The sequence below is a fragment of the Streptomyces sp. NPDC001137 genome (genome assembly GCF_040298885.1).
In the GTDB taxonomy this organism is placed as follows: Bacteria; Actinomycetota; Actinomycetes; order Streptomycetales; family Streptomycetaceae; genus Streptomyces.
This window is the reverse complement of the sequence record NZ_JBEPBA010000044.1, coordinates 18,785-39,419: the sequence shown is the minus strand read 5'-3', so window position 1 is coordinate 39,419 and position 20,635 is coordinate 18,785. Positions and strand designations below refer to the sequence as shown.

The window sequence follows — 20,635 nt, the reverse complement described above, 5'->3', positions numbered from 1 at the left end:
TGAATGTGTCAGGGTCCGATCGTGCCATGCGAGTCTGACAGTTAGGGTCGCAGGCGGCCGAGGAACCGGTCTCACCCAGGTCGTACTACGAGAGGTCACAGGGGATGCTCAGGCTGGGCAGGCGCGCGTTCGAGGCGCACGAGCCGGTGATCATGGCGATCGTGAACCGGACCCCGGACTCCTTCTACGACCAGGGAGCGACCTTCCGGGACGAGCCCGCCCTCGCGCGCGTGGAGCAGGCGGTGTCGGAGGGCGCCGCCATCATCGACATCGGCGGGGTGAAGGCCGGTCCGGGCGACGAGGTGTCGGCCGAGGAGGAGGCGCGGCGGACGGTGGGGTTCGTCGCCGAGGTGCGGCGGCGCTTCCCGGACGTGGTCATCAGTGTGGACACCTGGCGGGCCGAGGTCGGCGAGGCCGTGTGCGAGGCCGGCGCGGATCTGCTGAACGACGCGTGGGGTGGCGTCGACCCCGGCCTCGCGGAGGTCGCGGCGCGGTACGGGGCCGGGCTGGTGTGCACGCACGCGGGGGGCGCCGAGCCGCGCACTCGTCCGCATCGGGTGACGTACGACGATGTCGTGGCCGACATCCTGCGGGTGACGCTGGGTCTTGCCGAGCGGGCGGTGGCGCTCGGGGTGCCCCGGGAGTCCGTGCTGATCGATCCCGGGCACGACTTCGGGAAGAACACCCGGCACAGCCTGGAGGCGACGCGGCGGCTCGGCGAGATGGTCGACACGGGCTGGCCCGTCCTGGTCTCCCTGTCCAACAAGGACTTCGTGGGCGAGACCCTGGACAAGCCGCTGAAGGAGCGGGTGGTGGGGACGCTCGCCACCACGGCCGTGTCGGCGTGGCTGGGCGCGCAGGTGTACCGGGTGCACGAGGTCGCCGAGACCCGGCAGGTGCTGGACATGGTGGCGTCGATCGCCGGGCACCGGCCGCCGGCCGTGGCGCGGCGGGGGCTGGCGTAGCGCCCCGCCGCGGAGCCGACCGCCAGGGGGCTCCGCCCCCCCTGGAGCCCCGAATCGGCCTGAAGGGCCTCGTCCTCAGACGCCGGACGGGCTGACTAGCGTGCCGCCTCCTTGGAGACCAGTGCGACCGCCTCGTCCACGTCGTCCGTGACGTGGAAGAGGAGGAGGTCCTTCTCCGACGCCTTGCCCTGGGCGATCAGGGTGTTCCTGAGCCAGTCGACCAGGCCGCCCCAGTACTCGCTCCCGAACAGCACGATCGGGAAGCGGGTGACCTTCTGGGTCTGCACCAGGGTCAGGGCCTCGAAGAGCTCGTCCAGGGTGCCCAGGCCGCCGGGCAGGACCACGAAGCCCTGCGCGTACTTCACGAACATCATCTTGCGGACGAAGAAGTAGCGGAAGTTCAGGCCGATGTCGACGTAGGGGTTGAGGCCCTGTTCGAAGGGCAGCTCGATACCGAGGCCGACCGAGATGCCCTTCGCCTCGCAGGCGCCCTTGTTGGCCGCCTCCATGGCGCCCGGGCCACCGCCGGTGATCACCGCCCAGCCCGCCTCCACCAGGCCGCGGCCGAGCCGGACGCCCGCCTCGTACTCCGGGGAGTCGACGGGTGTGCGCGCCGAGCCGAACACACTGATCGCGGGCGGGAGTTCGGCGAGAGTGCCGAAGCCCTCGATGAACTCCGACTGGATGCGCAGCACCCGCCAGGGGTCCGTGTGGACCCAGTCGGTGGGAGCGCGCTCGTCCAGCAGCCGCTGGTCCGTCGTGCTCTCCGTCACCTGGCCGCGCCTTCGGAGGACCGGTCCGAGACGCTGCTCATCCGGCGGCACCTTCTTGCCCTCGGGGTTCCCGGTAGCCATGTGCGCTCCCTCCGCTTGCAGGTGTTTCCACCTCAGGGTAGATCTACGCGGGTTACGGACGGGGGACGCCGGCATGTCCGCCGTGGAGCGGTGTACGGGCTATGCCGTCAGCCAGGCCCGCAGCCGCTGCTCCCCCGCCAGGATCTTCGCGGTTTCCACCCGCTCGTCCCGCTTGTGCGCCAAGTGCGGGTTGCCGGGGCCGTAGTTGACCGCGGGGATGCCGAGGGAGGAGAAACGCGAGACGTCCGTCCAGCCGTACTTCGGCTGCGGGGTCCCGCCGACCGCCTCGATGAAGGCCGCCGCGGCGGGGTGCGAGAGTCCGGGAAGGGCCGCGCCGCTGTGGTCGTCCACCACGAACTCCTGCACTCCGCAGTCCGCGAAGACCTCCCTGACGTGGGCGATCGCCTCCTCCTCGGTGCGGTCGGGCGCATAGCGGAAGTTGACGGTGACCACGCATTCGTCGGGGATGACATTGCCGGCCACCCCGCCCGAGATGCCCACCGCGTTCAGTCCCTCCCGGTACTCCAGGCCGTCGATCACCGGGTGGCGGGGTTCGTAGGAGGCCAGGCGGGCCAGGATCGGCGCGGCCGCGTGGATGGCGTTGGAGCCCATCCAGCTGCGCGCCGAGTGCGCCCGCTCGCCGGTCGTCTTCAGCAGGACCCTGAGGGTGCCCTGGCAGCCGCCCTCGACCTCGCCGTCGGACGGCTCGAGCAGCACCGCGAAGTCGCCCTCCAGCCACTCGGGGTGCGCCTCGGCCACGTGCTTGAGTCCGTTGAGATCCGCCGCCACCTCCTCGTTGTCGTAGAAGACGAAGGTCAGGTCGCGGTTGGGGGCCGGGACCGTGGCCGCGATGCGCAGCTGCACGGCCACACCCGACTTCATGTCGCAGGTGCCGCAGCCCCACAGGACGCCGTCGGGGTCCAGCCGGGAGGGGACGTTGCCGGCGATCGGCACGGTGTCGATGTGCCCGGCCAGGATCACCCGCTCCGCCCGGCCCAGGTTCGTCCGCGCGACGACGTTGTTGCCGTACCGCTCGACCGTCAGGTGCGGCAGGGCACGCAGGGCGGACTCGATCGCGTCCGCGAGGGGCTTCTCGGTGCCGCTCTCGGACGGGAAGTCGACGAGCTGCGCGGTGAGCTCGGCGGCGTCCAGGGTGAGGTCAAGTGGGGTGTCGGCCATGCCGTCGACCCTAACCCGCCACCGCCCCGGCCCACCGGTCACATCCGGCACGTGGGCCACAGAGCCCTCCGCTACCTTGTACGACGTGCCAGAGCCGTCATCCACCCTCAAACGCCGTGGCCGCCTCCTGCGTGTCGCGGTGGCCTTCGTGATCCTGCTCGCCGTCGCGGGCTATCTCGCGGTGCAGTACGTCACCGGTGGCGGAGGCGGATCGGGCTGCAAAGTGGTCTCGGGCGCGGCGGACGGAGCGGCGTACGAGTTCACGCCGGAACAGGCGGTGAACGCGGCCACGATCGCCGCGGTGGGCACCGGGCGCGGCATGCCCGAGCGGGCGGTGACCATCGCGATCGCGACCGCGCTCCAGGAGTCGCAGCTGCGCAACATCGAGCACGGCGACCGGGACTCGCTCGGCCTGTTCCAACAGCGGCCCTCGCAGGGCTGGGGCACCAGGAAGCAGATCCTGGACCCGACGTACGCGGCGGGCATGTTCTACCGGCACCTGGCCAAGGTGCACGACTACGCGAAGCTCCCCCTCACGGTCGCCGCGCAGCGTGTGCAGCGCAGCGGATTTCCCGAGGCGTACGCCAAGCACGAGCCGGACGCCACCCTCCTCTCCGCCGCCCTCACCGGAAACTCGGCGGCCACTCTGACCTGCGCCGGCCTCCCCGCCACCACGCAGGCGGCGGGTCCGGACGCCGTGCGGGCCGCTCTCGTACGGGACTTCGGGCGCGACGCACTGCAGCCGGCCGCCGTGGAAGTGAACGCGATGTCGACACCGGCACCTTCGCCGACCGGGAGCACGGGGACGAGCGCCCGCACCGTCACGATCCCCGTCGCGGACGGCAAGAGCCCCGCCAAGGGCCGCAGCGTCCGCCGGCGCGGCTGGCAGCTCGCCCACTGGGCCGTGGCCAACTCCTCCGCCCTGCACATCGAGCGGGTCTCCTACGGCGGGCGGGAGTGGACCGCCGGAAATGCCGACAACCCGTGGCACACGGCCGCCGCGGAAGGCGCCGGCGGGACGGAAAAGGCCGCCGACGCGGTCCGAATCGTCACTGCGCAGTAGTACGGTCCGTCACCCGCACGGGTTATGCCGGGCATGTTTGATCCACGGTGTGGGCAGGTTTTCGCACCGTCACCCCTGTATCCGTCAAAGACCTTGAGAACAAAGGGATGTAAGGATTCGGCAGGCTTTCCGGGCGGACGCTTTTTGCCCGTTTTTATCCGCAGCCGATAATGCGACGCATTGCCAACTCTTTACGTTGGGACGCCGCAACCTTCGGGGCCTTCGAGCGGTAGTCACATCGTCCGAGCCCGGACGATCAACATCCATCGAAGGAGCATCATGTCCCTCCCCCTGACCCGTCGGATCGCCCGTGCCGCGCTGCTCGTCGCAGCGGGAGCGGCTGCCGGGGTCGGTGCGGCCGGCTCCGCCAGCGCGGCCCCCGAACTGCCCGCCGCCCCGAACGTCGGCGGCCTGACCGCTCTGGACGGGGCGAGCGTCGGCAACACCGTCGACGGTGCGGCGCAGAACGTGACCGGGCTCGCGGGCGCCGCCGGCAGCAACGCGGTCAAGAAGGCCGTGCCGACCGCGGGCAAGACCGGCGGCAGCGTGGCGAAGAAGGCGGCCCCGGCCGCGCAGCGTGCGGCGGGTGCCGCGGCGGGCTCCGTCGGGGAGATCGTCGGCGTCACCACGCAGACCGCGAGCCAGAACGGCGGCGCCCTGCCGGCCGGCTCGCTGGCCAAGGGCGGCCTGCCGAACACCGGCAACCTGCCGGTCAAGGGCCTGCCGATCGGCGGCTGAGCCATCTGAAACGCGGAGGGGGCCCGGGACAGCGTCCCGGGCCCCCTCGTCACGTCCACGGGGGCTACAGCCGCTCCACGGCCGCCCGCACCCGCTCGTCCGTCGCCGTCAGCGCCACACGTACGAACTTCTCGCCCGCCGTGCCGTAGAAGTCGCCCGGCGCGACCAGGATGCCGAGCTCGGCCAGGTGGGCCACCGTGTCCCAGCAGGACTCGTCCCGCGTCGCCCACAGGTAGAGGCTGGCCTCGCTGTGCTCGATGCGGAAGCCGTGGTCGAGGAGCGCCGCGCGCAGGGCCGTGCGCCGGGCCGCGTACCGCTCGCGCTGCTCCCGGACATGGGCGTCGTCGCCGAGGGCCGCCACCACGGCCGCCTGGGTGGGCGCCGATGTCATCATGCCGCCGTGCTTGCGGATCTCGAGGAGCGGGCCGAGCACGGCCGGGTCGCCGGCCAGGAAGGCCGCGCGGTAGCCCGCCAGGTTGGAGCGCTTGGAGAGGGAGTGGACGGACACGATGCCCTCGTACGAGCCGCCGTTCACCTCGGGGTGCAGGACCGAGACCGGGTCCGCCTCCCAGCCCAGCTCCAGGTAGCACTCGTCGGAGAAGAGCAGGATCCCGTGCTCGCGCGCCCAGGCGACGATCCGGGTCAGCTCCTCCTTGCCCAGCACCCTGCCGGTCGGGTTCGACGGCGAGTTGAGCCAGAGCAGCTTCAGGTTCGTCGGGTCGAGGTCGGTCGGGTCGTCGTAGACCTCGTACTCCGCACGGGCGAGCCGGGCGCCCACCTCGTACGTCGGGTAGGCCAGGCGGGGGTACGCCACCTTGTCGCCCGGGCCGAGGCCCAGTTGCGTCGGGAGCCAGGCGACGAGTTCCTTGGAGCCGACGATCGGCAGGACGTGCCGGTGCGTGACCTCACGGGCGCCGAGGCGGCGCTCGACCCAGCCGGTGATCGCGTCGCGCAGGGCCGGGGTGCCCCAGACCGTGGGATAGCCCGGGGAGTCCGCCGCGTCGATGAGGGCCTTCTGAACCAGCTCCGGGACCGGGTCGACCGGGGTGCCGACGGAGAGGTCGACGATGCCGTCCGGATGCGAGGCGGCCGTTTTCTTGTACGGCTCCAGCTTGTCCCAGGGGAAGGTGGGCAGGCGGTCGGAGACTGCGGACACGGGATCTGGCTCACTTTCTGGTACGGCAGACGGCCCAAAGGCCCTGGTACGGCAAACGCCTCGGTCCCGTACGGCGATCACCAGGGCGATACGGCCGTACGGGACCGAGGCGGCACGATCTGTGCGGGCCGCTCAGATGGCTACTCGGCCTGCGGCGGCAGCGCGGCGATGAAGGGGTGGTCCCGCTCGATCAGGCCCAGCTTGCTGGCGCCGCCGGGGGAGCCGAGCTCGTCGAAGAACTCGACGTTCGCCTTGTAGTAGTCCTTCCACTCCTCCGGAGTGTCGTCCTCGTAGAAGATCGCCTCGACCGGGCAGACCGGCTCACAGGCACCACAGTCGACGCATTCGTCCGGGTGGATGTACAAGGACCGCTGGCCCTCGTAGATGCAGTCGACCGGGCACTCCTCGATGCACGCCTTGTCCTTGACGTCGACACAAGGCTGCGCGATGACGTAGGTCACGCTGTCGTTCCTCCTCGATAGGGCGCTGGCGGGCCTCCGTAGGCTCCGCCGCCTGGCGCGCGGGAGCGCGGCGTCGTCGATGCCCGCCCCTAGTATCTCCGTTCTTGGGCATGATCCGAACAGGAGGGGTGAACTGACCTGTGGAAATCTCGGCCGGCGGACGTCTCGAGGTTCGTATCACCGCTGCTGACGTGGGGAAACGGGTCTCGGTACGACGCTTGATCGAACCTGCTCGCCCGGAGGAGAAGTTCACCGACACGGTGGGTGTTCTCACATCATGGGACGACGGTGTGCTGCTGATCACACGCAGGGGCGGCGAGAGCGTCCGGATTCCGGAATCCGCCCTGGTCGCGGGAAAGGTCGTGCCCACCGCACCGGCCCGTCGACGGGGTCCCGCCGCCTCCTACGAGGAGCTCGCGCACGTCGCCTCGCGCGCCTGGCGGCCGGTGGAGAGCGAGCGGCTCGGCGAGTGGGAGTTGCGGGCCGCGGCCGGGTTCACCCGGCGGGCGAATTCGGTGCTGCCGCTCGGCGACCCGGGCGTGCCGCTCGACGAGGCCCTCGACGTCGTACGACGGTGGTACGGCGAGCGTGGGCTGCCCGCGTACATCCAGACCGCGACCGGTGCCGAAGGCACGCAGGAGCTGCTGTGCGCGGAGCTGGAGCGGCGCGGGTGGGTGCGTGAGGTGACCGCCGAGCTGTGGATCGGGGCGCTGGCGCCCATCGCCGACCGGGCGGAGGCCTCCGGGGTCCTGCTGTCCCGGAAGGCGGACGAGGCGTGGCTTGCGCGGTACCGGCGCAAGGGGGTGAGCGAGGTGGCGCTGAAGGTGCTGGGGAGCGGCCCCTCGGTGTGGTTCGCGACGGTTCCCGGCCCGTCGGAGGGTGCGGCGCCCGCGGCGATCGGGCGGTGCGTCGTGGACGGGCGATGGGCGTCCTTCGCGGCCGTCGAGGTGGATCCGGAGCAGCGGCGGCGCGGGCTGGCCACCACCGTCATGGCCGCGCTGGCCCGGCGGGCGCTGGACGAGGGCGCCTCGGCCGCCTGGCTGCAGGTCGAGGAGGACAACGCGGGAGCGCGGGCGCTGTACGCCGGGATGGGTTTCGCCGCGCACCACGCGTACCACCACTACCGGGAGCCGGCGGCTCCCGGCAGCGGCCAGTAGTACCGATCGCCGGGAGAGGGCACGAGGCTGCTATGCGTCCCCCATACCCCCCACCGCCCGAGCGGTCCGCCGAACTGCGGCGGCGGTTCGCCGAGGAGGCGCGCTCCGAGCGGCCCGATCTGTCGACGTTGTGCCTGCTGGTGGGCGCGGAGGCGGACGGGGCACTGGACGAGGCGGGCCTGGACGCCGCGCAGATGGAGCTGGACCGGCTGGCGGGACGGGTGCCGTTCCGGCCGGGCGGTCCGATGGCGTGGGCAACGGCGCTGCACCACCTGCTCGGGGTGCAGGACGGCTTCCGCGGCTCCCCCGCCGACTACCAGCGCCTGGAGTCCTCGCTGCTGCACGAGGTGCTGCGGCGGCGGCGCGGGCTGCCGATCCTGCTGTCGGTGGTGTGGATGGAGGTCGCCCGGCGGGCGGGGGCGCCGGTGTACGGGGTCGCACTGCCGGGGCACTTCGTGGTCGGGTTCGGGCCTCGGGAGCAGCAGGTGCTGGTGGACCCGTTCGACGGGGGGCGGGTGCTGAGTGCCGGCGACGCCGAGCTGTTGGTGGCCGGGGCCACGGGGGCCGCACTGGATCCGTCGATGTTGACGGCGGCGGATCCGCTGGATGTGGTTCTGCGGATCCTCAACAACATCCGGGCGTGGGCGGCCGCTCGGCCCGAGCGGTCGGATGTGTCGCTGTGGGCGGTCGAGCTGTCGCTGCTGTTGCCCTCGCATCCGGCGCGGTTGCGGTATGAGCGGGCTCAGTTGCTTGTCCAGCGGGGGGACTTCGTCGAGGGGGCGGTGGAGTTGGAGGAGTACGCGGAGTTGATCGGTGCGGTGGATGAGGCTGCCGCGGAGCGTGTGCGGGGGCAGGCCCGAGCAGCTCGGGCGATGCTCAACTGAAGTTCGCCCATTCGCCGTGGGGCCTGTGTAATTGTGCGAGTGCCAGTGCGTGGTGGCTTGTCGCGCCCACGCGGCGGAGCCGCATATCAACGCAGCCCCGCACCCCTGAGGGAGCTACAGCCAGCCTTTTTCCCGTGCGATCCGGACGGCTTCGGCTCTGTTTCTTACCGCCAGTTTCTGGATTGCCGTCGAGAGGTAATTCCGGACCGTTCCCTGCGACAAATGCAGTGCTGCCGCCAGTTCTGCGTTCGTCGAACCGTCCGCCGCCGCTCGCAGGACCTCCCGCTCGCGGTCCGTCAGCGGGTTGGCGCCCTCTGCCAGGGCCGCTGCCGCCAGGGTGGGGTCGATGACCCGCTCCCCCGCCAGCACCTTGCGTACCGCCTCTGCCAGTTGGGCTGCCGGGGCGTCCTTGACCAGGAAGGCGTCGGCGCCTGCTTCCATGGCGCTGCGGAGGTAGCCGGGACGGCCGAAGGTGGTGAGAACGACCAGTTTCACGGCGGGCAGGGCCTTGTGGACCTGGGCCGCCGCCTCGATGCCGGTGCAGCCCGGCATCTCTATGTCGAGGAGGGCCACGTCCACGGCGTGCTCGCGGGCGGCCGCCAACACCTCGTCACCGCGGGCCACTTGGGCCACGACCTCGATGTCGTCCTCCAGGCCGAGGAGGGCGGCCAGCGCCTCGCGGACCATGGACTGGTCCTCGGCGAGGAGCACCTTGATCGTAGAGCTCATGCCCCGGATCCTACGGCCGACGGGGTGTCGGCGGGGACGCGGGCGACGAGGCGGAAGCCGTGCTTGACGCGGCCGGCTTCCAGAGTGCCGCCGGCCTTCTCCAGGCGTTCCGTCAGGCCCGTCAGACCGTTGCCCGGGCCCTTGCCGGGGCCGCCGGAGCCATTGTCCTCGACGGCGAGTTCGAGGACCGGGCCGTCCAGGGTCTGGCGGTGCAGCACCTCGACCGTGCAGCGGGTGGCGCCGCTGTGCCGTACGACGTTGGTGACCGCCTCGCGCAGCGCCCAGGCGAGGGCGGACTCGCTCTCCGAGGAGACTCCGGTGAGGTCCGGCCGGCCGGGGACCTCGGCCGTGACGCCCGCCGCCGTCAAGGCGACCTGGGTGCCGGCGAGTTCCTCGGACAGGCGCGGGCGGCGATAGCCGCTGACCGCCTCGCGGACGTCCACCAGGGCCTGGCGGCTGACCTGTTCGATGTCGGCGACCTGCTGGGCCGCCTTGTCGGGGTGGTCGGGGAGCATACGGCCCGCCAGTTCGCTCTTCAGCGTGATCAGGGAGAGCGAGTGGCCGAGGAGGTCGTGCAGGTCGCGGGCCAGGCGCAGACGCTCCTCGTTGGCGGCCAGTTGGGCGACCGTGGCGCGGGCCTTGCGCAGCTCTATGGTCGTCCGCACCAGTTGCTTCACGCCCATCATCGCGAAACCCAGGAGCAGCACCACCAGGACGAGGCTCCAGTCGTCCGCACGGAAGTGCAACAGGACCAGGAGCATGGCAAGGGTGTTCAGCCCGATCGCCCAGTACGCGATCCGCTGCGGCAGCGTGGCGCCGCAGGTGACGGAGACGTACACGAAGAGGCCGATCCACGCGCTGCCGAGGGTGAGGCACAGGACCAGGGCGAGCGTGCCGAGCACGGCGACGAGGGCGCCGACGGCCCGTCCGGAGTACGGGCGGCCCATGTTCCGGAAGACCAGCGCCAGATAGACGCCGGTGAAGGAGGCCAGGGCCACCCAGCCCGCCGCGGTCGCGGCGGGCGTGTGGTGGCCGGAGGTCAGGTCCTGCACCGGCGATCCGAGAAAGATCAGCCAGGGCAGGATCCAGAGCAGCTTGCGCGTGGCCTCGCTCCGGTTGCGGGGCGGCTGGCCGACCCGGATCGCGTTCTCGGCCCGCAGTTCCGCGGGCAGCCCGTCGTCCGTCATCGTGCTCACGCCTTCAGCGTGTCCTTCCGGTACAGCCACGCCGCGCCGCCCGCGAACAGGACGAAGTAGACGACGAGGAGGGCGAGGTCCTTGGTCTCGGGGGACCGGCTCTGTTCGATGGCCCGTCCGAGTGCAGCGTACGCGTGCGTGGGCAGCCACTTGGCGATGTCCTGCAACCACTGCGGGAAGGTCGTGGACGGCATCCACAGGCCGCCGAGGATCGACAGGCCGAAGTACGTGATCATCGTGATCGGACGGACCGCGTCCCCGGTGGCCAGGTAGCCGATGGCGACGCCGAGCGCGGCGAAGACCAGGCTGCCGGCCCAGATCGCCCCGGTGAGCGCGCACCACTGCCAGGCGTCCAGCCGTACGCCCCGTACGGCCGCGGCGACCAGGAAGACGACCACGATGGACGGCAGGCTGACGACGGCGGCGCCGGCGGTCTTGGCGAGGACATAGCCGCGCCCGGGCAGCGTGGTCAGCCGCAGCTGCCGCACCCAGCCGCCCTCCCGCTCCTTGGCGATGCGCTCGCTGTTGCCCATGAGGACCGCGGTCAGGGCGCCGAAGGAGGCCATCGAGACCATGACGTACGAGGCGACGCTCAGACCGCTGCCGTCGACCTTCCCCGTCTGGTTGGAGACGAGCAGGAAGATGACCGACGGGTAGATCACCGAGAAGAACAGGAACTTGCGATTGCGCAGGGCGCGCGTGAGCTCCAGCTTGATCAGACTGTTCACGACTGCTTCGCCTCCTCGGCGGCGGTGATGGCGACGAAGGCCTGCTCCAGACCGAGCCCGGCGACTTCGAGGTTGCGGGGGTAGACGCCGAGGCCGTACAGGGCGTGGACGGTCGCGTCGGCGTCGGAGGACTGGATGCGGACGGTCTGACCGGTGCCCGCGGCGGAGCCGCCTTTGGACACAGTGATCGAGGTCAGGAAGGGCAGCGCGCGGATCGGCGCCTCGTCGATGGCGCCCTCCAGGTCGAACGACACCCTGCGCGCCCCGGCCTTCGCCTTGATCTCGGACGCCGTGCCGTCCGCCAGCAGCCGGCCCCGGTGCAGGACCAGCACCCGGTCGGCGATGGCGTCGGCCTCCTCCAGGTAGTGCGTGGCGAACAGGACCGTACGGCCCTGGTCGGCCTGCTCGCGCATGGTGGCCCAGAAGGCCTGGCGGGCGGAGACGTCCATGCCGGTGGTCGGCTCGTCGAGGACGATCAGGTCGCTGTCGCCGGCCGTGGCGAGGGCGAAGCGGACGCGCTGGGCCTGGCCGCCGGAGAGCTTGTTGACCTTGCGGTCGGCGATCTGCGAGATGCCGGCGCGGGCGAGCACGTCCTTCGCCTGGTAGGGCTTCGGGTGCAGGTCGCAGGCCAGCTTCACCAGCTCGGCGACCGTGACCTCGTCCATCAGTCCGCCGCTCTGGAGCATGGCGCCCACGCGCCCGGCGACGATGGCCTCACGCGGGCTGGTGCCGAAGACGCGGACCGTGCCGCTGTCGGCGTTCTTGAGGCCGAGCAGCAGATCGAGGGTGGTCGACTTGCCGGCTCCGTTGGGCCCCAGCAGGGCCACGGTCTCCCCCGGGTGCAGGGCCAGGGTCAGCCCGTCGACGGCCCGTACGGTCCCGTACGTCTTGCTCACCTGGTCGAAGCCGACCACCGGGGCGGTGGTCGCTTTCGCTGTCGTCGTCATGGGATCCATGGTGGCCGCGCAGGCCCAGGTCACGGCAGTGTCGGCGGTCCTGACCGCCGGATGACAGATGTCATACGGCGGACCGTGACATACGGCGAAGGGGGCGCCCGGCGCCTGCCGGGTGCCCCCTTTCCGGGCCTGACGTCAGCTCGGGTCGGTCTGGATGATCCCGACCCGGTTGGTCTTGCTCAGCAGGGCCTGGCGCAGGGCGACGTAGACGTCCTGGGGGGTGACGGCTGTCTTCTTGCCGGTGCCCCGGGTGATCAGGACGCCGTCGAAGGCGCCCCCGTAGAGGTTCTTCAGCGCGGTGAGGTCCGGCTTGTCGACCAGCTTGCCGCCCACGGCTTGGACGCCGAGGAACTTCCACAGGGAGTTCTGCGGGCTGAAGGCCACCGGGGAGCCGCCCGAGTCGGCCTTGACCGTGACGAGCCCCGACATCGCCGGCTCGGCGAAGGCCTTCATCTCCCGGTCGACCTCGGCGTTCGTGACCGTCGGCTGTCGGGTCGTGGTCACGACCGTGACCGGGTCGGTGGCGTTGGTCTCCACCTGGCTGCGGTACGCCTCCTCGACCGCCTGGGCGGACCTGGCGGCGTCGATGCCCTTGCCCGCCTTGCCGTAGACGGCGACGGCCTTGCCGGACCTGAACTCGATCGTGCCCTCGGTCATCGAGCCGGAGCCGCCCGCCGTGGCCTTCAGGGCGGCGGTCAGCTTCTCCTCGTCGACGGGCATGACCGGGTCGACGACCCGGTGGTTGCCGAAGAGGGAGCCGATGACGGAGATCGGGTTGTAGTCGGCCTGCGCGGCCGCCGCGACCGTGGCCTGCTCGTCGAACTGGAGGCCCGCCTGGTCCGGCTTGAGCTCGACCGTCTTGCCGGCCACGGACAGCTTCAGCGGCTTGTTCACCCGGTCGCCGAAGGCCGCGTCGAGCTTCTTGACGGCCTCGTCGCGGGTGCCGCCGCCGATGTCGACGCCGAGCACGGTGGTGCCCTTGGGCACGTCGGAGTGGTTCATCAGCAGGCCGGCGCCGTACGCGAGACCGCCGACGATGACCACGCCGGTGCCGAGCAGCACCAGCTTGTTGCGCCCCTTCTTCTGCTTCTTGGGCGCTGAAGCGGCCGGCTTGTTCTGTCCGGCCGGCTCGGGCAGCTTCGGGGGCGTGTGCGGCAGCGGTCCGTCGGTGTGGGAGCCGGGGCCGAACGGCGAGCTCGCGCCGGGCGACCCGACCGGGACGCCACTGGTGACGGTGTGTCCGGAGATGTTGTCGGGCGCCGGGAAGCCCTGCTGGCCCGGCTCGGGGGCCGGCTTCTGCGGGGTGAGGATCGCGGTGTCGTCGCTGAGGCCGCCACCGGGGCCGAGGCCCGCGCCGTGCGGGCCGCCGATGGTTCCGGGACCGCCGGGGCCGCCGATGCCCGCGGGGCCGCCGAGGCCGGCGGGCGCGCCGGAGCCGCCGGGGCCCTGGGGGCCGGGTCCGGTACCGAAGGGCGAGGTCACGGGGCCGTCACCGGTGACCGGACCGACGGTCGGGCCCGCGGGGCCCTGGGCGCCGCGGCCGTTCGGCGCGTTGAAGTCGCTCGCGGCGCCCGGGCCGCCGTAACCGCCCTGGCCGTTCTGCCGGTTCTGCCCGTTCTGGGTGTCGCGCTCGCCGTCCGAGAAGTACGGGAGCTCGTCACGGCTCGGCTCGCCGCCCCGGCTGCCCGGGCGCGCGCCGTTGCCGAGCGGGCCCGCGGCCAGCGCCTCCGTGACGTCGAAGGAACCGGTGCCGCCGCCGTGCCCGGGGGCCACGGGGCCGCCGGTCGCGCCGGGGAGCCCGGCGCCGTTCGTCCCGCCCGGGCGGCCGCCGCCCGCACCGCCGGGCCGGGAGCCGCCCGGCACGCTCATGGAGCCGACCACACCGCCGGGGCGACCGGTGCCCGGACGTGAGCCGCCGGAAGGGGCACCCGCGCCGAAGGGACCGGCACCCGGGGCGGCAGGCGCGCCCGCGCCCGAACCGCCCGGCAGACCGGCGCCGTTGGTGGAGCCGCCGCCCTGACCGCCCTTGGCGGGCGTCGACTTGCGGGGCGCGAACCACCCGCTCGTCCTGTCCTCGGCGGGCTGGGCGGGCTCGGCCGGGGGCTCGACGGTGCCCATGGCCTGGGTGGCACCGGGCGCCGGAGCCTCGGTCTCCCCGGTGTCGTCGGAGCCTTCGGCGCCCGCGACGGGCGTACGCACGACGACCGGCGGAATGGGCCGCGACCCGGGGATGTTGATCCGGATCCGGGTCGTCAGCGTGGTCTCGGTCTTGCGGTCCTCCGGCTGCGTGGCCGAACGGCCCGCATCCGTACCGGCGTCGGAAGCCGTGGGGGTCCCGTACGGCGGCGTGCCCGACGGGTATGCGGCTTGGCCGCGCCCGTTGGGCCCGGAGGACGGAGTGTCAGTTTCACGACTCAAGGCAGGTTCTCCCGGTTGGCTCCGCCGCCCGACACAACCTCACGGGCGGCTCGGCGGCGCGCACCACCATACTGGCCACTTCTGGCGCGTATCCCATGACCGCCGGGGAAACCCACACGGGACTCCCACGCTCGGTTAATGGCGAAGTGGTACGTCACTTGCCAAGTCGGACGTCACGGGCACCTGGGTGCCGCCCCTGTCCGAGGGTGGCGCAGATCACAGCGACGGCCATCCCCCCGAGGAGGAAGAGATAGGAGCCGCCTCCCGCGCCGAAGAGGAAGTCCCCTTCGGGTCTGCTGGCGGTGAGCAGGATGACGGAGATCATCCATCCGGCGGCAGGTGCGATCGCCCCGCCGCGGCTGCCGGTGGCCCGTCCGCCGCCCACACAGAGCCCGGCCTCGCCGGCGAGGGCGAGCAGCAGCCCGCCGGGGAACCAGCCGGCCTGCACCAGCGCACCGGCCGCGCCGACGACCGCACCGAGCACGAAGAGGCCCACGTACAGGAGCGTCCGTCCGGCGGAGGGCCGCTGCAGCGGCTGGGCGAGCAGGGAACCGCGCTCCGTCATGACGCCTCCTCGGCACCGCCGGACTCGGTCCCGGCGAAGAGATCGGTCTCTCTCGGCTCTCCGGCCGCCCCGCGCACCAGTTCGTAGTACTCGGTGGTGAAGAGGGGCTGCGCCTGTTCGTTGGAGAGCGCGAAGTACGGCTGCGCGACCTCGATCTGGGTGGCGTGGGCCCGCATCGCGGCGGCCTTGGCGGCGGCGTGCGCGGTGCCGTCGATCTCGGCGGTGATCCGGTCGTCGGGCACGACACCCGGTACGTCGTCGATGACGGCCGCCTTGGAGAAGGGCAGACCGGGCAGATCCTCCGCAAGGCGGGCGAAGGCGGCCTCGGCGACGGACCGCGGCACGCGGTTCCAGTACACCTTGGGGATCTCCCACCCTGCCCGCGCGGCCAGTTCGGTGGCGCGCATGGCCACGCGGTGGGCCTGGATGTGGTCCGGGTGGCCGTATCCGCCGTTGTCGTCATAGGTGACGAGGACCTGGGGACGTACCTCCAGGATCACCTCGACGAGGTGGGCGGCCGCCTCGTCCACGTCCGCCTGCCAGAAGCAGGCCGGGTCGTCGTTGTCGGGCAGACCCATCATCCCGGAGTCGCGGTAGCGGCCCGGGCCGCCGAGCTGACGGAAGTCCTCGACGCCGAGCTCGCGCATGGCGGCCGTGAGCTCCCGCAGCCGGTACTCGCCCAGGGCGGTGCCGGTGAGGTGCCCGAGCTCCGGCGGAATGACCTCGCCGAGCTCACCGAGGGTGCAGGTGACCAGGGTCACGCGGGCACCCCCGGCCGCGTAGGCGGCCATGGTCGCGCCGTTGTTGATCGACTCGTCGTCCGGGTGCGCATGCACCAGCAGCAGACGCCGGGAGGGCTGTTCCGTCATGGAGCCAGCCTACGAGGCGGCACCGACAGCGCAGTGCAGCCCGGGCGTCAGAACTTGATGCTGCCGATCATCCCCGCGATGTTCGTCGTCAGCTCACTGATGGTGGGAGCGATCGTCGAGGACGCCATGTAGAACCCGAGCAACATGCAGACGATCGCATGCCCCGCCTTCAGTCCTGACTTCTTGATCAGAAGGAAGACGATGATCGCCAGCAGCACCACCGCCGAAATCGAGAGTGCCACGGCGGCTCACCTCCAAAGGTCCCAAGAGCGCGGGGGTCGGACTTAGGGGCCGGACAAAACCACACAACAAACAGCAGGTTGATACCCACTATGCGCTAGTGATCATAACTATCCGACCGCGCGCATCGATCGGCGCACAGCCGCACAAGGGGGCGCATGGCCAATATGGTCAGGGCATGACGACGACGTCCGACTCCTTCCCCCGCAGGCACGCCCGCACCCAGCGGTTCACCCTGGGCGCGCCGCGCGCCTTCACCGTGGCGCCCGACGGCACCCGTGTCGTGTTCCTGCGCTCCACCTCCGGTACGGACAGGGCGAATTCCCTGTGGGTGCTCGACGTACAGGACGGCGGGGAGCGCGTGGCGGCCGACCCGCGCGCCCTGCTCGGCGGCGCCTCCGAGGACCTGCCGCCCGAGGAGCGGGCGCGCCGCGAGCGCAGCCGCGAGGGTGGCGCCGGCATCGTCGGCTACGCCACCGACGCGGCCGTGGAGTTGGCGTCTTTTGCCTTGTCAGGGCGGCTTTTCACGGCGGAGCTGCGGGCCGGTACGGCACGTGAACTCCCCACCCCCGGACCGGCGATCGACCCGCGCCCCTCCCCCGACGGCAGGCATGTCGCGTACGTCGCACAGGGTGCACTGCGGGTGGTGGGTGCCGAGGGCAAGGACGAACGGGCCCTCGCGGAGCCGGAGTCGGCGAACGTCACCTACGGGCTGGCGGAGTTCATCGCGGCCGAGGAGATGCAACGCCTGCGCGGCTTCTGGTGGTCCCCGGACTCGGACCGGCTGCTGGTCGCGCGCGTGGACGACACGCCGGTACGGCGCTGGTGGATCTCCGACCCGGCCCACCCGGAACGTGAGCCACAGCACGTCGCCTACCCGGCGGCGGGCACCGACAATGCGGACGTACGGCTGTTCGTGATCGGTCTGGACGGGGTGCGCACGGAGGTCGTCTGGGACCGGGCGCGCTATCCGTATCTGGCGCATGTGCACTGGTCAGAGGCGGGCACACCTCTGCTGCTCGTGCAAGCGCGCGACCAGCGCAGCCAGTTGTTCCTGGCCGTGACCCCTCAGACGGGCGCGACCCGGCTGGTGCACGCGGACGAAGATCAGGTTTGGCTTGATCTTTTCCCCGGGGTGCCCTGCTGGAGCCCCTCCGGGCAGCTCGTGCGCATCGTGGACGAGGGCGGTGCGCGGGTCCTGGCGGTGGGCGAACGCCCGCTGACCGGACCGCAGTTGCATGTCCGCGCGGTGCTGGACGTCTCGGACGACAACGTGCTGATCGCCGCGTCCGCCGGCGAGGAGGCCGAGGCGCCCGAGACCGGCGAGGTGCATGTCTACCGTGTCAACGAACTCGGCCTGGAGCGGGTCTCGCAGGAGCCCGGCGTGCACTCGGCGGTGCGCGCCGGCGGCGTGACCGTGCTGGTGTCCGCCGCGCCGGACCGGCCGGGCGCCCGCGTGCGGGTGCTTCGCGACGGCGACCGAAGGGAGATGGGGGTCCCCCCGGCCGGAGGCTGGGGGAAGACGGCGACCGTCGCCTCGTACGCGGAGGACCCCGGGATGACCCCGCGGGTGACCCTCACCGAGGGGGGCGCACGGCGCATCCCGTGCGCCGTGCTGCTTCCCCGCGATCACGACGGCGAGAGTCCGCTCCCGGTCCTCATGGATCCCTACGGCGGTCCGCACGGCCAGCGGGTGGTGGCCGCGCACAATCCGCATCTGACCTCGCAGTGGTTCGCCGACCAGGGGTTCGCGGTCGTGGTCGCGGACGGCCGCGGCACCCCCGGCCGCTCCCCGGCCTGGGAGAAAGCGGTCCGCGACGACCTCGCGGGGGTCACCGTCGAGGACCAGGTGGACGCGCTCCGGGCGCTTGCCGACCGCTTCCCGCTGGACCTGACGCGGGTCGGCATCCGCGGCTGGTCCTTCGGCGGCTATCTGGCGGCGCTCGCGGTGCTGCGCCGCCCGGACGTCTTCCACGCGGCCGTGGTGGGCGCCCCGGTCACCGATCTGCGGCTGTACGACACCCACTACCAGGAGCGCTACCTCGGCCACCCCGACGAGCAGCCGGAGGTCTACCGCCGCAACTCGCTCATCGACGACGCGGGCCTGGTGGACGCGGCCGAGCCGCACCGCCCGATGATGATCATCCATGGTTTCGCCGACGACAACGTGGTGGTCGCCCACTCCCTGCGGCTGTCGTCCGCGCTGCTGGCCGCCGGCCGACCGCACGAGGTGCTGCCGCTGTCCGGCGTCACGCACATGACCCCGCAGGAGTCGGTCGCCGAGAACCTGCTGCTGCTCCAACTCGACTTCCTGAAGCGGTCGCTGGGGCAGGTTTAGGCACGGCAACGGGCCGGGGCTACATGGCGAGCCCCGGCCCGTTTACGGCACCCGCACGGCCGTACGCTCTAGAGACTGACGCGTCCGTATATCGGAACCGGGTCGGCCAAGTTGCCTGCGTGTTACTCCTCGGTCGGCACGACGGCCTTTTCTTCTGCGAAGTGGCAGGCCGAGTCATGGGCGGCCGGACCGCTCACATGCCGGAACTCGGCCGGCACCGCCAGCAGGGGCACCTCCAGCGCGCACCGCTCCTGCGCCTTCCAGCACCGTGTGCGGAAGCGGCACCCCGAGGGGATGTTCGTCGGTGACGGCACGTCTCCCGAGAGGATGATCCGCTCCCGGCGCTCCCGCGCCACCGGGTCGGGCACGGGCACGGCGGACAGCAGCGCCTGGGTGTAGGGGTGCGTCGGATGGTCGTAGATCTCGGCGTCCTTGCCGGTCTCCACGATCCGCCCGAGGTACATCACCCCGACCCGGTCCGAGATGTGCCGGACGATCGACAGGTCGTGCGCGATGAAGACGTAGCTCAGCTCGAACTCGCTCTGCAGCCGGTCCATCAGGTTGATGACCTGGGCCTGCACGGAGACGTCCAGCGCGGAGACCGGCTCGTCGGCGACGATGACCTCGGGGCGCAGCGCCAAACCCCGCGCGATGCCGATGCGTTGGCGCTGGCCGCCGGAGAACTGGTGCGGATAGCGGTTGATGTACTCGGGGTTGAGCCCGACCACGTCCAGCAGCTCCTGGACCTTCGCCCGCCGGTCGCCCTTGGGTGCCACCTCGGGGTGGATCTCGTACGGCTCCCCGATGATGTCGCCCACGGTCATCCGGGGGTTGAGGGAGGTGTACGGGTCCTGGAAGACCATCTGGATGTTGCGCCGCACGGCGCGCAGGGCCTTGCCGGACAGCTTGGCGATGTCCTCGCCCTTGTAGCGGATCTCCCCCGCCGTCGGCTTCTCCAGGTTGACCAGCATCTTGGCGACCGTCGACTTGCCGCAGCCGGACTCCCCGACGATGCCGAGGGTTTCACCGCGGGCGAGTTCGAAGTCCACGCCGTCGACGGCCTTCACCGCGCCGACCTGCTTCTTGAAGAGAATCCCCTGAGTGAGCGGATAGTGCTTGAAAAGGCCCCTGACCTGAAGAATCGGCTCAGCCATTCATGCACTCCCTCCAGAAGTGGCAGGCGCTGCGCCGGGCCGGCTCCTCACCGTTCACCTCGTACAGGGGCGGCTCGTCGGTCCGGCACACGTCCTGGGCCATCGGGCAACGGGGGTGGAAGGCGCAGCCCGGCGGGATGTGCATGAGGTTGGGCGGCAGGCCCTTGATGGCGTAGAGCTCCCGGCCCTTCTGGTCGAGCCGCGGGATCGACTCCAGCAGGCCCTTGGTGTACGGGTGCGCGGGCACCTTGTAGATGTCGTGCACCGGGGCCGTCTCGACGATCCGGCCGGCGTACATCACGGCGATCCGGTCGGCGACGTCGGCGACCACGCCCAGGTCGTGGGTGATCAGGATGAGCCCCATGTGGTACTCGCGCTGCAACTCGGCGAGCAGGTCCATCACCTGGGCCTGGACGGTGACGTCCAGCGCCGTCGTCGGTTCGTCGGCGATGATCAGCGCGGGTTCCAGTGCCAGCGCCATCGCGATCATGATGCGCTGGCGCATCCCGCCCGAGAACTGGTGCGGGTAGTCCTTGACCCGCTCCCTTGCGGCCGGGATCCGCACCCGCTCCATCAGCTCGACGGCCTTCGCCCGCGCGTCCTTCTTCGACATCCCGCGGTGCACGACGAACATCTCGCCGAGCTGGTCGCCCACCGAGAGCACCGGGTTGAGGGAGGACAGCGCGTCCTGGAAGATCATGGCCATCTCGGCGCCGCGGACCTTCCTGCGCTCGTCCTCCTTCAGCTTCAGCAGGTCCGTGCCCTGGAAGAGGATCTCGCCGCCGGTGATCCTCCCGGGCGGCATGTCGAGGATGCCCATGACCGCCTGCGCGGTGACGGACTTCCCGGACCCGGACTCGCCGAGCACCGCGAGGGTCTCCCCCGCGTCCACGGCGTAGTCGACCCCGTTGACGGCCCTGGCGACCCCGTCCCGGGTCCGGAACTCCACGTGCAGGTCCCGCACTTCGAGCAGCATGACGTCGGC

20 protein-coding genes are annotated in these 20,635 nt (G+C 71.5%); 6 read left to right on the top strand and 14 right to left on the bottom strand.

Annotation, left to right across the window (positions count from 1 at the left end):
• Nucleotides 1–104 precede the first annotated feature (104 nt).
• The gene (gene folP / locus ABT254_RS44815; protein ID WP_351483490.1) at nucleotides 105–965 is read left to right on the top strand and encodes a dihydropteroate synthase; all 861 of its coding nucleotides are present in this window, start codon (nucleotides 105–107) and stop codon (nucleotides 963–965) included.
• Nucleotides 966–1,060: 95 nt separating this feature from the next.
• Here folP and ABT254_RS44810 read toward each other — a convergent pair whose 3' ends face one another.
• Together ABT254_RS44810 and dapE are read right to left on the bottom strand one after the other, a co-directional pair.
• A complete protein-coding gene (locus ABT254_RS44810) occupies nucleotides 1,061–1,819 on the bottom strand; it encodes an LOG family protein (RefSeq protein ID WP_351483489.1) in 759 nt (252 codons plus the stop codon).
• A 99-nt stretch (nucleotides 1,820–1,918) separates the two neighbouring features.
• On the bottom strand, nucleotides 1,919–2,998 hold the full coding sequence (gene dapE, locus ABT254_RS44805; RefSeq protein ID WP_351483488.1) for a succinyl-diaminopimelate desuccinylase: 1,080 nt from the start codon (nucleotides 2,996–2,998) through the stop codon (nucleotides 1,919–1,921).
• An 85-nt stretch (nucleotides 2,999–3,083) separates the two neighbouring features.
• Between dapE and ABT254_RS44800 the strand changes: the two genes are divergently transcribed.
• On the top strand, nucleotides 3,084–4,061 hold the full coding sequence (locus ABT254_RS44800) for a heavy metal transporter (RefSeq protein WP_351483487.1): 978 nt from the start codon (nucleotides 3,084–3,086) through the stop codon (nucleotides 4,059–4,061).
• A 279-nt stretch (nucleotides 4,062–4,340) separates the two neighbouring features.
• A complete protein-coding gene (locus ABT254_RS44795) occupies nucleotides 4,341–4,799 on the top strand; it encodes an ATP-binding protein (RefSeq protein ID WP_351483486.1) in 459 nt (152 codons plus the stop codon).
• A gap of 64 nt (nucleotides 4,800–4,863) precedes the next feature.
• Here ABT254_RS44795 and ABT254_RS44790 read toward each other — a convergent pair whose 3' ends face one another.
• A complete protein-coding gene (locus tag ABT254_RS44790) occupies nucleotides 4,864–5,955 on the bottom strand; it encodes a bifunctional succinyldiaminopimelate transaminase/glutamate-prephenate aminotransferase (protein WP_351483485.1) in 1,092 nt (363 codons plus the stop codon).
• A gap of 140 nt (nucleotides 5,956–6,095) precedes the next feature.
• Nucleotides 6,096–6,416: a ferredoxin gene (gene fdxA, locus ABT254_RS44785; protein ID WP_030929316.1), complete on the bottom strand. Its 321-nt coding sequence runs from the start codon at nucleotides 6,414–6,416 to the stop codon at nucleotides 6,096–6,098.
• A 140-nt stretch (nucleotides 6,417–6,556) separates the two neighbouring features.
• On the opposite strand from fdxA, the gene ABT254_RS44780 reads away from it, so the two are divergent.
• Together ABT254_RS44780 and ABT254_RS44775 are read left to right on the top strand one after the other, a co-directional pair.
• Nucleotides 6,557–7,573 carry a GNAT family N-acetyltransferase gene (locus tag ABT254_RS44780; RefSeq protein ID WP_351483484.1) on the top strand — a complete coding sequence of 339 codons (1,017 nt, stop codon included), beginning with the start codon at nucleotides 6,557–6,559 and terminating at the stop codon, nucleotides 7,571–7,573.
• Between the two features lie 32 nt (nucleotides 7,574–7,605).
• Nucleotides 7,606–8,457, top strand: coding sequence for a transglutaminase family protein (locus ABT254_RS44775; protein ID WP_351483483.1), 852 nt, complete (start codon nucleotides 7,606–7,608; stop codon nucleotides 8,455–8,457).
• 114 nt (nucleotides 8,458–8,571) lie between these two features.
• On the opposite strand, the gene ABT254_RS44770 is transcribed toward ABT254_RS44775, so the two are convergent.
• The 8 genes from ABT254_RS44770 to ABT254_RS44735 form a co-directional block, all read right to left on the bottom strand.
• Entirely contained in the window at nucleotides 8,572–9,186 is a 615-nt protein-coding gene (locus ABT254_RS44770) for a response regulator transcription factor (protein ID WP_115906111.1), read from the bottom strand.
• Entirely contained in the window at nucleotides 9,183–10,373 is a 1,191-nt protein-coding gene (locus ABT254_RS44765; RefSeq protein ID WP_351483498.1) for a sensor histidine kinase, read from the bottom strand. The genes ABT254_RS44770 and ABT254_RS44765 overlap by 4 nt, the downstream gene beginning before the upstream one ends.
• Nucleotides 10,374–10,378: 5 nt before the next feature.
• The gene (locus ABT254_RS44760) at nucleotides 10,379–11,110 is read right to left on the bottom strand and encodes an ABC transporter permease (RefSeq protein ID WP_351483482.1); all 732 of its coding nucleotides are present in this window, start codon (nucleotides 11,108–11,110) and stop codon (nucleotides 10,379–10,381) included.
• Complete coding sequence (locus tag ABT254_RS44755) at nucleotides 11,107–12,057, bottom strand: ABC transporter ATP-binding protein (RefSeq protein WP_351483481.1); 951 nt, start codon at nucleotides 12,055–12,057, stop codon at nucleotides 11,107–11,109. Before ABT254_RS44755 ends, ABT254_RS44760 begins: the two co-directional genes overlap by 4 nt.
• 144 nt (nucleotides 12,058–12,201) lie before the next feature.
• Nucleotides 12,202–14,484, bottom strand: coding sequence for a hypothetical protein (locus ABT254_RS44750; RefSeq protein WP_351483480.1), 2,283 nt, complete (start codon nucleotides 14,482–14,484; stop codon nucleotides 12,202–12,204).
• Between the two features lie 154 nt (nucleotides 14,485–14,638).
• Nucleotides 14,639–15,049 carry a DUF6113 family protein gene (locus ABT254_RS44745; protein ID WP_351483479.1) on the bottom strand — a complete coding sequence of 137 codons (411 nt, stop codon included), beginning with the start codon at nucleotides 15,047–15,049 and terminating at the stop codon, nucleotides 14,639–14,641.
• Entirely contained in the window at nucleotides 15,046–15,918 is an 873-nt protein-coding gene (mshB, locus tag ABT254_RS44740; protein ID WP_351483478.1) for an N-acetyl-1-D-myo-inositol-2-amino-2-deoxy-alpha-D-glucopyranoside deacetylase, read from the bottom strand. Before mshB ends, ABT254_RS44745 begins: the two co-directional genes overlap by 4 nt.
• Before the next feature lie 47 nt (nucleotides 15,919–15,965).
• Complete coding sequence (locus tag ABT254_RS44735) at nucleotides 15,966–16,160, bottom strand: hypothetical protein (protein ID WP_351483477.1); 195 nt, start codon at nucleotides 16,158–16,160, stop codon at nucleotides 15,966–15,968.
• A 176-nt stretch (nucleotides 16,161–16,336) separates the two neighbouring features.
• Here ABT254_RS44735 and ABT254_RS44730 point away from each other — a divergent pair, with 176 nt between their 5' ends.
• Nucleotides 16,337–18,496 carry a S9 family peptidase gene (locus ABT254_RS44730; RefSeq protein WP_351483476.1) on the top strand — a complete coding sequence of 720 codons (2,160 nt, stop codon included), beginning with the start codon at nucleotides 16,337–16,339 and terminating at the stop codon, nucleotides 18,494–18,496.
• 122 nt (nucleotides 18,497–18,618) lie between these two features.
• On the opposite strand, the gene ABT254_RS44725 is transcribed toward ABT254_RS44730, so the two are convergent.
• Nucleotides 18,619–19,650 (bottom strand): ABC transporter ATP-binding protein, encoded by a 1,032-nt coding sequence (locus ABT254_RS44725; protein WP_351483475.1) that lies wholly within the window; start codon nucleotides 19,648–19,650, stop codon nucleotides 18,619–18,621.
• Complete coding sequence (locus tag ABT254_RS44720; RefSeq protein ID WP_351483474.1) at nucleotides 19,643–20,626, bottom strand: ABC transporter ATP-binding protein; 984 nt, start codon at nucleotides 20,624–20,626, stop codon at nucleotides 19,643–19,645. The genes ABT254_RS44725 and ABT254_RS44720 overlap by 8 nt, the downstream gene beginning before the upstream one ends.
• Nucleotides 20,627–20,635 lie beyond the last annotated feature (9 nt).

Bases quoted from the DNA above. Each gene is read 5' to 3' on its own strand.
- ABT254_RS44755 (WP_351483481.1), bottom strand. From the start codon at position 12,057: ATGACGACGACAGCGAAAGCGACCACCGCCCCGGTGGTCGGCTTCGAC.
- ABT254_RS44770 (WP_115906111.1), bottom strand. From the start codon at position 9,186: ATGAGCTCTACGATCAAGGTGCTCCTCGCCGAGGACCAGTCCATGGTC.
- ABT254_RS44730 (WP_351483476.1), top strand. From the start codon at position 16,337: ATGACGACGACGTCCGACTCCTTCCCCCGCAGGCACGCCCGCACCCAG.
- ABT254_RS44795 (WP_351483486.1), top strand. From the start codon at position 4,341: ATGTCCCTCCCCCTGACCCGTCGGATCGCCCGTGCCGCGCTGCTCGTC.
- ABT254_RS44765 (WP_351483498.1), bottom strand. From the start codon at position 10,373: ATGACGGACGACGGGCTGCCCGCGGAACTGCGGGCCGAGAACGCGATC.
- ABT254_RS44720 (WP_351483474.1), bottom strand. From the start codon at position 20,626: ATGCTGCTCGAAGTGCGGGACCTGCACGTGGAGTTCCGGACCCGGGAC.
- mshB (WP_351483478.1), bottom strand. From the start codon at position 15,918: ATGACGGAACAGCCCTCCCGGCGTCTGCTGCTGGTGCATGCGCACCCG.
- folP (WP_351483490.1), top strand. From the start codon at position 105: ATGCTCAGGCTGGGCAGGCGCGCGTTCGAGGCGCACGAGCCGGTGATC.
- ABT254_RS44745 (WP_351483479.1), bottom strand. From the start codon at position 15,049: ATGACGGAGCGCGGTTCCCTGCTCGCCCAGCCGCTGCAGCGGCCCTCC.
- dapE (WP_351483488.1), bottom strand. From the start codon at position 2,998: ATGGCCGACACCCCACTTGACCTCACCCTGGACGCCGCCGAGCTCACC.
- ABT254_RS44810 (WP_351483489.1), bottom strand. From the start codon at position 1,819: ATGGCTACCGGGAACCCCGAGGGCAAGAAGGTGCCGCCGGATGAGCAG.
- ABT254_RS44775 (WP_351483483.1), top strand. From the start codon at position 7,606: ATGCGTCCCCCATACCCCCCACCGCCCGAGCGGTCCGCCGAACTGCGG.
- ABT254_RS44725 (WP_351483475.1), bottom strand. From the start codon at position 19,650: ATGGCTGAGCCGATTCTTCAGGTCAGGGGCCTTTTCAAGCACTATCCG.